Below are 12,007 nucleotides of genomic sequence, written 5' to 3' on the forward strand. Positions count from 1 at the left end.
GCAGCTCCTACAGGGATTTGTGTAGGAGCTGCCGCAGGCTGCGATCTTTTAAACGGCCTCCACAGAAACCTGCTGGCTTGAGCCAAACGTCAGGTACTCAACCAACTCCGCCAACGGCAACGGCCGGCTGATCAGATATCCCTGCACCTGATCGCAGCCAAAGCCGCGCAACAATTCCAGCTGTTCCGGTGTTTCCACGCCTTCGGCCACCACTTCCAGATGCAAGTTGTGCGCGAGGTTGATCATTGCGTGCACCAGTTTGCGGTTCTCTTCGCGCTGCTCCATGCCGCCGACGAAGCTCTTGTCGATCTTCAGCAAGGTGATCGGCAGGCTGTTGAGGTGCACGAACGATGAGAACCCGGTGCCGAAGTCATCCAGCGAGAAGCGCACGCCGAGGCGGCCGAGGGCATCCATGGTCTGTTTGACCAGATCGCTGCGGCGCATCACGGCGGTTTCGGTGAGTTCGAATTCCAGCCACTGCGCCTCGACCCCACGCTCGGCAATCAGCCGACTGAGCGTCGGCAGCAACTGACTGTCCTGAAACTGGCGGAATGACAGGTTGATTGCCATGTGCAGCGCAGGCAGCCCGCGCTCGCGCAGCGCCTGCATGTCACGCAGGGCGCGGGAAATCACCCAGTAACCCAGCGGCACGATCAAACCGCTTTGTTCAGCCAGCGGCACGAATTCGCTCGGCGGCAGCAGACCACGCTCGCCATGACGCCAGCGTACCAGCGCTTCGAGGCCGACGATTTGTCCGTCCGCCAGATTCAGCCGTGGCTGGTAGTGCAGCTCCAGCTCATCACGACGCAAGGCCCGGCGCAGTTCGCTTTCGAGGTCGGCCATGCTCCGCGCGTTGCGGTTGATGCGTTCGTTGAAGATATGGAACGTGCAGCCCTGGGTGCTCTTGGCCTGCTGCATGGCGATGTGCGCATGCCACATCAGCGGATCGGCGCCACCTTGTGCGCGGGCATGAGCGATGCCGAGGCTGGAGCCGATCAACAGGCTTTCGCCATCGACCCAATACGGCTCGGACAAGGCTTCGGTGATGCGTTCGGCCATCCACTCGGCGCGTTGTGGCGCACGGCGAGTGTCGATCAGCAAGGCAAATTCGTCGCTGCCCAGCCGCGCCAGTTGATCACCGGCCTCGAGCTGGCTTTTCAGCCGCGCAACGACCTGCAGGATCAGCCGGTCGCCGGCCTGATGGCCGAGGGCGTCGTTGGCGTGGCGGAAGTTGTCGAGGTCGAGATGCCCGAGGGCCAGGCCACGGCCGTCGTTTTCCGCCAGACGCGCCGCGAGCAGGGTCTGGAAGCCCTGACGGTTGGCGATGCCGGTCAGCGGATCCTGTTCGGCCAGGCGTTGCAGGGTGTTTTCCAGCACGCCGCGTTCACGCACGTGGCGCAGGCAGCGGCGCAGCATGCCGGCGTCAAGCGCGTCAAACACCAGCCAGTCACTGACACCCACTGGCGCAGTGGCGGGTTCGTGCTCCAGCAGCAACACCGTCGGCAGGCTGCAACGGCCCGGGGCCGGCTGCAACGCGGGAACGGTCAATAACACCGCGTGGCGATTGTCTTCGAACAGACTGCTGACCGACTCCCAGCTCGGCGCGCTGATCAGCACCGCCGCGCTCCCCATCGGAGCCAGACACTCGCGCAATAACGCTGTCCACGCTGGCTCTTCGGCCAGTAGCAGCAAACGCAAGGGTTCGACAGGCGTAGACAAGCTAGCTCCCTAGACTCTGCAATGATGTGGGCGGGGCATTATGCCGTTGCGATGCTCAATGACAACGATTATCAGAACGTTATTTTGTGTCACGAATGAGAACATTAGCCGCAAAATCACTGTGTATCCTCCGCGAAAGTAACAAAACCGGCAAATTTGAATCGCGTGGTGCGTCACAAGTCGGAGAGAGCAGCACAAATCGCTGAGCCTGTTAAAATGCCGGCCCATTTCGTCAACGACTCCCGAATTTTCGTATGTCCCGACTCAATCCCCGGCAGCAAGAAGCCGTGAACTACGTCGGCGGCCCTCTATTGGTGCTCGCCGGCGCTGGCTCCGGCAAGACCAGCGTGATCACCCGCAAGATCGCGCACCTGATCCAGAACTGCGGCATCCGCGCCCAGTACATTGTCGCCATGACCTTTACCAACAAGGCTGCGCGCGAGATGAAGGAGCGGGTCGGCACCCTGCTGCGTGCCGGTGAAGGTCGCGGCCTGACGGTCTGCACCTTCCACAACCTGGGCCTGAACATCATCCGCAAGGAGCATGCGCGGCTGGGCTACAAACCCGGTTTCTCGATCTTCGACGAGACCGACGTCAAAGCCCTGATGACCGACATCATGCAAAAGGAATACGCAGGCGACGACGGCGTCGACGAGATCAAGAACATGATCGGCGCCTGGAAAAACGACCTGATCCTGCCGGCCCAGGCGCTGGAAAACGCGCGCAATCCCAAGGAACAGACCGCTGCCATCGTTTACACCCACTACCAGCGCACACTCAAAGCGTTCAACGCGGTGGACTTCGACGACCTGATCCTGCTGCCGGTAAAGCTCTTCGAAGAGCACGCCGACATTCTCGAAAAGTGGCAGAACAAGGTGCGTTACCTGCTGGTCGACGAATACCAGGACACCAACGCCAGCCAGTACCTGCTGGTGAAAATGCTCATCGGCAAGCGCAACCAGTTCACCGTGGTGGGCGACGACGACCAGTCGATCTACGCCTGGCGCGGCGCGCGGCCGGAAAACTTGATGCTGCTCAAGGACGACTATCCGTCGCTGAAAGTGGTGATGCTGGAGCAGAACTACCGCTCCACCAGCCGCATCCTGCGCTGCGCCAACGTGCTGATCTCGAACAACCCGCACGAATTCGAAAAGCAGCTGTGGAGTGAGATGGGCCACGGCGACGAGATCCGCGTGATCCGCTGCCGCAACGAGGACGCCGAAGCCGAGCGCGTGGCCATGGAAATCCTCAGCCTGCACTTGCGTACCGACCGCCCGTACAGCGATTTTGCGATTCTCTATCGCGGCAACTACCAGGCCAAGCTGATCGAACTGAAGTTGCAGCACCACCAAGTGCCGTATCGCCTGAGCGGCGGCAACAGTTTCTTCGGGCGTCAGGAAGTGAAGGACCTGATGGCCTACTTCCGCCTGATCGTGAACCCGGATGACGACAACGCCTTCCTGCGGGTGATCAACGTGCCACGCCGGGAAATCGGCTCCACGACCCTGGAAAAACTCGGCAACTACGCCACCGAACGCAAGATCTCGATGTACGCCGCCACTGACGAAATCGGTCTGGGCGAGCATCTGGACAGCCGCTTCACCGATCGCCTGTCGCGCTTCAAACGCTTTATGGACAAGGTCCGTGAACAGTGCGCCGGCGAAGACCCGATCTCGGCCCTGCGCAGCATGGTCATGGACATCGACTACGAGAACTGGCTGCGTACCAACAGTTCCAGCGACAAGGCTGCGGACTACCGGATGAGCAACGTCTGGTTCCTGATCGAGGCCTTGAAGAACACCCTGGAAAAAGACGAAGACGGCGAGATGACCGTCGAAGACGCCATCGGCAAACTGGTCCTGCGCGACATGCTCGAGCGTCAGCAGGAAGAAGAGGACGGCGCCGAAGGCGTGCAGATGATGACCCTGCATGCGTCCAAGGGCCTGGAATTCCCTTACGTGTTCATCATGGGCATGGAAGAGGAAATCCTTCCGCACCGCTCCAGCATCGAAGCCGACACCATCGAAGAGGAACGCCGCCTGGCCTACGTGGGCATCACCCGCGCGCGTCAGACCCTGGCCTTCACCTTCGCTGCCAAACGCAAACAGTACGGCGAGATCATCGATTGCGCGCCCAGCCGCTTCCTCGATGAACTGCCGCCGGACGATCTGGCGTGGGAAGGCAACGACGACACACCGACCGAAGTCAAAGCCGTGCGGGGCAACAGCGCACTGGCTGATATACGCGCGATGTTAAAGCGCTAGAATTGACCACTTTTTACTAGACCTTCGGCGCACAAAGCGCCAAATGAGGACAGCTTCATGGAAGCATTGCACCAGAAAATCCGCGAACAAGGCATCGTGCTTTCCGACCAGGTCCTGAAGGTCGACGCCTTCCTGAACCACCAGATCGACCCGGCCCTGATGAAGCTGATTGGCGACGAATTCGCCACGCTGTTCAAGGATTCGGGCATCACCAAGATCGTTACCATCGAAGCCTCGGGCATTGCCCCGGCGATCATGACCGGTCTGAACCTCGGCGTGCCGGTGATCTTCGCCCGCAAGCAACAGTCCCTGACCCTGACCGAAAACCTGCTGTCGGCGACCGTTTACTCGTTCACCAAGAAGACCGAAAGCACCGTGGCCATCTCGCCGCGTCACCTGACCAGCAGCGACCGCGTGCTGATCATCGACGACTTCCTGGCCAACGGTAAGGCCTCGCAGGCGCTGATCTCGATCATCAAACAGGCTGGCGCCACGGTGGCCGGTCTGGGCATCGTGATCGAGAAGTCATTCCAGGGTGGGCGTGCCGAGCTGGACTCGCAGGGCTATCGCGTTGAATCGCTGGCTCGCGTGAAGTCGCTGAAGGATGGTGTCGTTACCTTCATCGAGTAACGGCTGAAAGACGCGAATACACCGCAATTCCTGTGGGAGCTGGCTTGCCAGCGATGGCGACCTATCCTTCAACATCCACGTTGACTGATACACCGCCATCGCGGGCAAGCCCGCTCCCACAGTTTTTTGTCGTTTTTTATTGCGCGGTGGCCTTCAGGCCGGTGAGCAGCAGGCGCTGGAACAGGTCTTCCTTCAAGCCTTCCGGATTGGTCAGCTGCATACGTTCAAGGTGTTCGGGGAACGTCGAAGCCTCCGGCGCATCCAGCGCAGCCTTGCCCAATTCCAGGATCTCGCTCAGCTTGAACTTGCTCTTCAGCCAGTTCAGCGCTCGCAGCAGATCGCGCTCGATCGCGGTGAAATCACAACCCAGCGGATACTCCGGAAACAGGTTCGGATGCTTTGCGGCAATGGCCTGCAAGCGTTGCGGGGTGTTGTCGGCAAATCGCGGATCGAGGCGGAAGTCCTTCGGCAGCTTGCCGACCTTCTGTGCCTGCTCGATCAACCCCGGCTGGAAGCGTGAATCGCTGATATTGAGCAACGACTCGATCACCGCCGCATCGGCCTTGCCGCGCAGGTCGGCGATGCCGTACTCGGTGACCACGATGTCACGCAGGTGCCGTGGAATCGTGCAGTGGCCGTACTCCCAGACAATGTTCGAACTGACCTCGCCGCCGGACTCGCGCCAGCTGCGCAGGATCAGAATCGAGCGCGCATCGTGCAGCGCGTGGCCTTGGGCGACGAAGTTGTATTGCCCGCCGACGCCGCTGAGTACCCGCCCGTCTTCCAGTTGATCGGCCACACCCGCGCCCATCAGGGTCATGGTGAATACGGTGTTGATGAACCGGGCATCGAGGCGCTGCAAGCGCTTGAGCTCTTCCTGACCGTACAGCTCGTTGATGTAGCTGATTCGGGTCATGTTGAACTCGAGGCGCTTGCTCTGCGGTAACTCGCGCAGGCGCTCATAGAAACTGCGCGGGCCGAGGAAAAAGCCGCCGTGCACCGAGATGCCATCGGTCTGCGCCGCTTCATCGAGGGTGCCGGCGTTGGCCTGCTCCTGCGTCTGTACGTCGGGGTAGACCTTGCGCCGAATGATCCCGGCATCGGCCAGCACCAGCAAACCATTGACGAACATCTCACTGCAGCCATACAGGCCTTTGGCGAATGGCGTGGTGCCGCCCTCGCGTTCGATCAATTGCGCCCACTGGCTGAGATTGATGTCATTGAGCAGGGCCTGATAACCGGCGTTGTCCGCCTGCCGTGCCAGCAGTGCGGCGGTCAGCGCATCGCCCATCGAGCCGATGCCGATCTGCAAGGTGCCGCCGTCGCGCACCAGCGTGCTGGCGTGCAAACCGATGAAATGATCCTGAAAGCCCACCGGCATGTTAGGCGTGGAAAACAGCGTGCTGCTGTCCTTCGCGTCGATCAGCAGGTCGAAGGTGTCGATATCGACTTCGGCATCGCCGGGCATGTACGGCAAACCGATGTGCACCTGGCCGACCAGCAGAATGGTCTCCCCGGCATCGCGGCGCTTGGCGATCATCGGCAGCAGGTCGAGGGTGATGTCCGGGTTGCAGCTCAGGCTCAACCGATCAGGATGTTCGCTGCTGCTGGCAAGTAACTGCGCCACCAGATTGAGGCCGGCGGCATTGATGTCGCGGGCGGCGTGGCTGTAGTTGCTGCTGACGTAATCCTGCTGGGCCGGCGCGCTGTTGAGCAGGCTGCCGGGCTGCATGAAGAACTGTTCGATACGGATGTTGGCGGGCAGGCTGTCGCGGCGCAGGTCGGCGAGGAAATCGAATTCGGGGTAATCACCGAATACACGCTCGACGAAGGGTTCGATGAAGCGCTTCTGCAGACCGTCGCCCAGCGTCGGCCGCCCCAGGCACAGCGCGGTGTACATCGTCAGTTGTCGCTCGGGCAGGCCCTTGATGCGCCGGTACAGCGCGTTGACGAAGTGATTGGGCTTGCCCAGCCCCAGCGGCATGCCCATGTGGATATGCGCCGGCAAGCGTGCGAGCACCTCGTCCACTGCCTGTTCGATCGAACACAACTGCACCATCTGAAGCCTCCTGCCCGTTCCGTGAATAGAGGTAGACCGAGCTTGCCTCGACTTTGCTGCAAAGGACAGCCCAGGTCGCGAATCGCAGGCACAAAAAAACCGTCCGAAGACGGTTTTTTTCGTCAGAAGCGCGGCTTATTTCAGGCCGGACATCTTCTGGATCGCGCCTTTCAACTCGTCATCCGAGCAATCGGCGCAAGTGCCTTTCGGTGGCATGGAGTTGATGCCGGTGATGGCTTTGGCCAGGATGCCGTCGAGGCCGCCCTGGTGATCGGCGCGGTCTTTCCAGGCGGCGGTGTCACCGATTTTCGGTGCGCCCAGCAGACCCGTGCCGTGGCAAGCGTTGCAATGTTTTGCAATCACTTCATCCGGGGTCTTCGCACCACCGCCGCCGCCCGCAGAGGCAGCGACTTCCATTCCTTTGCATTCCTGCCCCTGAACGCACACCTGGCCCACTGGCTCGAGGCGCTTGGCAATGTCGTCATTCGTCGCAGCTTGAGCGCTGACAGCCCAGAGGGCCAGTACGGTTGCTGGTGCGGCCAGCATTTTCATAATTAGGTTCACGCGTTCACCCTCAATGGTGGCTATTCACGCCTGCGGCCACGGTTCGCAGGCGGGCGCAAGTATAGCGGGTAGCCCGCCACACTGAAACAACCCCATAGTCGAAGGGGTTATACCGCGCAGTGGAAAAACTCTTCGGATGCCTTCGCCGTCATGGCCTGGCGCCTCTGTGTTTAAAAATTCGCCGGCGTGGCTGCGCTGATTAGTCGCGCAGGCGCGTCGAACGGATTACGGAAACGGTGCGGCTTGGTACTTTCAAAATAGTAGCTGTCGCCGGCTTCGAGAATAAAAGTTTCCAGCCCCACCACCAGTTCCAGACGACCTTCCACCAGAATCCCGGTTTCCTCGCCTTCATGGGTGAGCATTTCTTCGCCGGTATCGGCGCCGGGCGGGTAGATTTCGTTGAGGAATGCGATGGCCCGGCTCGGGTGCGCGCGGCCGACCAGCTTCATGGTCACCGCGCCGTCGGAGATGTCGATCAGCTCGTTGGCCTTGTAGACGATCTGGGTCGGGACTTCCTGCAGGATTTCTTCGGAAAAGAACTCGACCATGGACATGGGAATCCCGCCCAGTACCTTCCTCAGCGAACTGATCGAAGGGCTGACGCTGTTCTTTTCGATCATCGAAATGGTGCTGTTGGTGACGCCCGCGCGTTTGGCGAGTTCACGCTGGGAAAGCCCTTTGAGCTTGCGGATCGATTGCAGTCGTTCACCGACGTCCAAGGCGGGAGCCTCCTGATGTTGTAAGAATATTGAGCGTTATCATGGCGACAGCGTTCAGTATTTACAACACTTGGCCCCCGCAGCGGCGTCAACCCTCGGAATAGAGCCTTGGCACCCGACGCAGGTTGCAGAAGATCTGATACGGAATGGTGTCCGCCCACTGCGCCACTTCGCTGGCGAGGATGTTCTTGCCCCACAGCTCGACGGTCGAACCGAGGTCGGCTTCCGGCACCTCAGTGAGGTCGATGCACAGCATGTCCATCGACACACGGCCAAGAATCCGGCTGCGTTTACCGGCCACCAGCACTGGCGTGCCGGTCGGTGCCTGACGTGGGTAGCCGTCGGCATACCCCATGGCCACCACGCCGATGCGCATCGGCTTGTCGGTAATGAATTTGGCGCCGTAGCCGATCGGCTCGCCGGCGGTCAATTCACGCACGCAGATGACTTTCGATTCGAGGGTCATCACTGGTTGCAGGCGCTCGGCCACGGCGTTGGCTTCTTCGAACGGGGTGGCGCCATAGAGCATGATACCCGGGCGTACCCAGTCGCTGGGGATCTGCGGCCAACCGAGCACCGCCGGCGAGTTGCGCAGGCTGACTTCGGCCGTCAGGCCCTGACGCGCCGCTTCGAACACCGCCACTTGATCGGCGCTGCTCTGCTCGTGCAACTCATCGGCGCGGGCGAAGTGGCTCATCAGCACGATCTTCGCCACTTTGCCGCTGGCCAGCAGGCGCTGATAGGCCGCCGCGTAATCCTTCGGATGCAGACCCACACGGTGCATCCCGGAATCGAGCTTCAACCACACGGTGATCGGTTTGCTCAATGCCGCCTGCTCGATGGCTTCGAGCTGCCACAACGAATGCACCACGCACCAGAAATCATGCTCGACGATCAGCGCCAGTTCATCGGCTTCGAAAATGCCTTCGAGCAACAGCACCGGGGCCTTGATGCCCGCCACGCGCAGCTCCAGCGCTTCTTCGATGCAGGCGACGGCGAACCCGTCGGCCTCGGCTTCCAGCGCCTGGGCGCAACGCACCGCGCCATGCCCGTAGGCATCAGCCTTGATCACCGCCAGCGCCTTGGCGCCGGTGACTTCGCGGGCAATTCGGTAGTTGTGGCGCAGGGCTTCTAGGTCGATCAGGGCACGGGCAGGACGCATGGCGGCAGACTTCTAGGCGGTCATGGGAATAAAAACCGGCGCTGGCTGACGGCGTGAACCGCCAACAGCGCCGGGAGAGGGATCTTTGAAACGGTTACGGCAACGCGGCGACGATGGAAATCTCGACCAGGATGCTCGGCTTGGCCATCTTCGCTTCGACGGTGGCGCGGGCCGGGGCGGCGCCTTTGGGCAGCCACTGATCCCACACCGAGTTCATCCCGGCAAAGTGCGCCTCGATGTCGTTCAGGTAGATCGTCGCCGACAGCAGATGCTGCTTGTCAGTCCCTGCCAGATCCAGCAAACGCTCGATGTTGGCGAGCACGTCGCGGGTCTGCTGTTCGACCCCGGCGTTGAAGTCATCGCCGACCTGACCGGCCAGATACACGGTGCCGTTGTGGGTAACGATCTGACTCATGCGCTCATTGGTGAGCTGGCGCTGGATTGCCATGTTTTGCGGACTCCTGAGGCTTGTTGCCGTAACGGGAAATATCGAGGCCTTCGGCGCTGATCTGCGGCTTTTTCTTCGCCATCAGATCGGCCAGCAAACGACCGGAACCGCACGCCATGGTCCAACCCAGGGTGCCGTGACCGGTGTTGAGGAACAGGTTCTTGAACGGTGTGGCACCCACGATTGGTGTGCCGTCCGGCGTGGTCGGACGCAAACCGGTCCAGAAGCTCGCCTCGGTCAGATTGCCGCCCTGAGGATAAAGGTCGTTGACGATCATCTCCAGGGTTTCGCGCCGACGCGGGTTGAGCGACAGGTCAAAACCGGCGATTTCCGCCATGCCGCCGACGCGGATGCGGTTGTCGAAACGGGTGATCGCGACCTTGTAGGTCTCGTCGAGAATGGTCGAAGTCGGCGCCATGTCCGGGTTGGTGATCGGCACGGTCAGCGAGTAGCCCTTGAGCGGATACACCGGGGCCTTGATGCCCAGCGGCTTGAGCAGTTGCGGCGAGTAGCTGCCGAGGGCCAGCACATAGCGGTCAGCGGTTTCCAGCTTGCCGTCGATCCACACGCCGTTGATGCGGTCGCCAGCGTAGTCGAGGCGCTGGATGTCCTGACCGAAGCGGAATTCCACACCGAGTTTCACGGCCATTTCCGCCAGGCGCGTGGTGAACATCTGGCAGTCGCCCGTCTGGTCGTTCGGCAGACGCAGGGCGCCGGCGAGGATATCGGTGACATTGGCCAGCGCCGGCTCGACGCGGGCAATGCCGGCGCGGTCGAGGACTTCAAACGGCACGCCGGATTCTTTCAGCACGGCGATGTCTTTGGCGGCGCCATCCAGCTGCGCCTGGGTGCGGAACAGTTGCGTGGTGCCGAGGCTACGGCCTTCGTAGGCGATGCCGGTTTCGGCACGCAGTTCGTCGAGGCAGTCGCGGCTGTACTCGGACAGACGCACCATGCGCTCCTTGTTCACCGCGTAACGGCTGGCAGTGCAGTTGCGCAGCATCTGCGCCATCCACAGGTACTGGTCAATGTCAGCGGTGGCCTTGATCGCCAGCGGCGCGTGGCGCTGCAGCAGCCATTTGATGGCCTTGAGCGGCACGCCCGGCGCGGCCCACGGCGAGGCATAACCCGGCGACACCTGGCCGGCGTTGGCGAAACTGGTCTCCATGGCCACGGCTGGCTGCCGGTCGACCACCACCACTTCAAACCCGGCACGGGCCAGATAGTAAGCACTGGCGGTACCGATGACGCCGCTACCCAAGACCATTACGCGCATTTTTGTATCCCTCATCGCGGCAGGGCCGCGTACGTCTGTTGTTAGAGCAATGATGCGCGCAGTGTAAAAAAGAATGGCCAGTGCATTTCACTATATAAGCGCCTATATTTGGCGACAATTCTCGGCAAAAACCCTTTTCACGGAGGCGCATCCCCTATGCGTACCAACACTCAGACCAAACGTGAGCTGGACAAGATCGACCGCAACATCTTGCGGATCCTGCAGGCAGACGGGCGCATATCGTTTACCGAACTCGGGGAGAAGGTCGGTTTGTCCACCACGCCGTGCACTGAGCGGGTGCGACGGCTGGAGCGTGAGGGAATCATCATGGGCTACAACGCCCGCCTGAATCCGCAGCACTTGAAGGGTAGCCTGCTGGTGTTCGTCGAGATCAGCCTCGACTACAAATCCGGCGACACGTTCGAGGAGTTCCGCCGCGCGGTGCTGAAGCTGCCGCACGTGCTGGAATGCCACCTGGTGTCAGGGGATTTCGACTATCTGGTGAAGGCGCGGATTTCCGAGATGGCCTCGTACCGCAAGCTGTTGGGCGACATTCTGTTGAAGCTGCCGCATGTGCGTGAGTCGAAGAGCTATATCGTGATGGAAGAAGTGAAGGAGAGCCTGAGCCTGCCGATTCCGGACTGAGATTTGTGCTGCCTGATCCGGCCCCATCGCTGGCAAGCCAGCTCCCACAGGTTCAGTGGTCAACAGATATTCTGCGAACGACAACGATCACTGTGGGAGCTGGCTTGCCAGCGATTGGGTCGACTCAGTTCCAGCAATTGCGCTAAACCAGCACCTGCCGGTTCGAAGCCATGTACTCGAAGATCTGCTTTTCCACCCGTGGATGAATCAGCTCCACCGGCCCCCGCCCGTTCGGGCACGGCAGGGTTTTGGTGGTACCGAACAAGCGACAAATCAACGGCCGCTCGCCATACACCGTGCAACCATTGGACCCCAGGTGCACACAGTTCAGCTCTTCCATCGCCGCATCCTGCTCGGCGCGGGTCTTGCGCGGCAGTCGCGACATCTCTTCCGGCGAGGTCGTCACCGGCCCGCAGCAATCGTGACAGCCCGGCACGCAGTCGAACGTGGGGATCTGCTGACGCAGGTCGCGAAGGGTCTGGCGATTGCAACTCATCGAAACGGTAACCCACATGAAATAG

Annotated in this window: 11 protein-coding genes; 3 read left to right on the forward strand and 8 right to left on the reverse strand. The window is 61.0% G+C overall.

All coding sequences use genetic code 11. From position 1 onward, the window contains the following. Positions 1–48 precede the first annotated feature (48 nt). Positions 49–1,719, reverse strand: coding sequence for a bifunctional diguanylate cyclase/phosphodiesterase (locus tag GTQ41_RS27295; protein WP_041071967.1), 1,671 nt, complete (start codon positions 1,717–1,719; stop codon positions 49–51). 254 nt (positions 1,720–1,973) lie between these two features. Between GTQ41_RS27295 and rep the strand changes: the two genes are divergently transcribed. Together rep and GTQ41_RS27305 are read left to right on the forward strand one after the other, a co-directional pair. Next, the gene (gene rep / locus GTQ41_RS27300) at positions 1,974–3,983 is read left to right on the forward strand and encodes a DNA helicase Rep (RefSeq protein WP_027610430.1); all 2,010 of its coding nucleotides are present in this window, start codon (positions 1,974–1,976) and stop codon (positions 3,981–3,983) included. A 57-nt stretch (positions 3,984–4,040) separates the two neighbouring features. Next, positions 4,041–4,613 (forward strand): xanthine phosphoribosyltransferase, encoded by a 573-nt coding sequence (locus GTQ41_RS27305; RefSeq protein ID WP_003229440.1) that lies wholly within the window; start codon positions 4,041–4,043, stop codon positions 4,611–4,613. Between the two features lie 136 nt (positions 4,614–4,749). Here GTQ41_RS27305 and GTQ41_RS27310 read toward each other — a convergent pair whose 3' ends face one another. The 6 genes from GTQ41_RS27310 to dadA all read right to left on the reverse strand — a co-directional run bounded on the left by GTQ41_RS27310 (position 4,750) and on the right by dadA (position 10,841). Next, positions 4,750–6,672, reverse strand: a complete 1,923-nt coding sequence (locus GTQ41_RS27310; RefSeq protein WP_047297267.1) for an acetyl-CoA hydrolase/transferase C-terminal domain-containing protein — start codon at positions 6,670–6,672, stop codon at positions 4,750–4,752. 135 nt (positions 6,673–6,807) lie between these two features. Continuing rightward, a complete protein-coding gene (locus GTQ41_RS27315) occupies positions 6,808–7,224 on the reverse strand; it encodes a cytochrome c5 family protein (RefSeq protein ID WP_041071964.1) in 417 nt (138 codons plus the stop codon). A gap of 182 nt (positions 7,225–7,406) precedes the next feature. After that, positions 7,407–7,955 (reverse strand): cupin domain-containing protein, encoded by a 549-nt coding sequence (locus tag GTQ41_RS27320; protein ID WP_007920393.1) that lies wholly within the window; start codon positions 7,953–7,955, stop codon positions 7,407–7,409. Positions 7,956–8,043: 88 nt separating this feature from the next. Continuing rightward, complete coding sequence (gene alr, locus GTQ41_RS27325) at positions 8,044–9,117, reverse strand: alanine racemase (protein ID WP_217325392.1); 1,074 nt, start codon at positions 9,115–9,117, stop codon at positions 8,044–8,046. 94 nt (positions 9,118–9,211) lie between these two features. Next, positions 9,212–9,565 carry a RidA family protein gene (locus GTQ41_RS27330; RefSeq protein ID WP_041071962.1) on the reverse strand — a complete coding sequence of 118 codons (354 nt, stop codon included), beginning with the start codon at positions 9,563–9,565 and terminating at the stop codon, positions 9,212–9,214. Continuing rightward, the gene (gene dadA / locus GTQ41_RS27335; RefSeq protein ID WP_041071961.1) at positions 9,537–10,841 is read right to left on the reverse strand and encodes a D-amino acid dehydrogenase; all 1,305 of its coding nucleotides are present in this window, start codon (positions 10,839–10,841) and stop codon (positions 9,537–9,539) included. The genes GTQ41_RS27330 and dadA overlap by 29 nt, the downstream gene beginning before the upstream one ends. A 156-nt stretch (positions 10,842–10,997) precedes the next feature. On the opposite strand from dadA, the gene GTQ41_RS27340 reads away from it, so the two are divergent. Next, the gene (locus GTQ41_RS27340; RefSeq protein ID WP_003177284.1) at positions 10,998–11,486 is read left to right on the forward strand and encodes an Lrp/AsnC ligand binding domain-containing protein; all 489 of its coding nucleotides are present in this window, start codon (positions 10,998–11,000) and stop codon (positions 11,484–11,486) included. 142 nt (positions 11,487–11,628) lie between these two features. Here GTQ41_RS27340 and GTQ41_RS27345 read toward each other — a convergent pair whose 3' ends face one another. Then, entirely contained in the window at positions 11,629–11,982 is a 354-nt protein-coding gene (locus GTQ41_RS27345) for a YkgJ family cysteine cluster protein (RefSeq protein ID WP_047297503.1), read from the reverse strand. Positions 11,983–12,007: the final 25 nt, after the last annotated feature.

The sequence above is a fragment of the Pseudomonas sp. AN-B15 genome (assembly GCF_019056475.1).
GTDB classification, from domain to species: domain Bacteria; phylum Pseudomonadota; class Gammaproteobacteria; order Pseudomonadales; family Pseudomonadaceae; genus Aquipseudomonas; species Aquipseudomonas parakoreensis.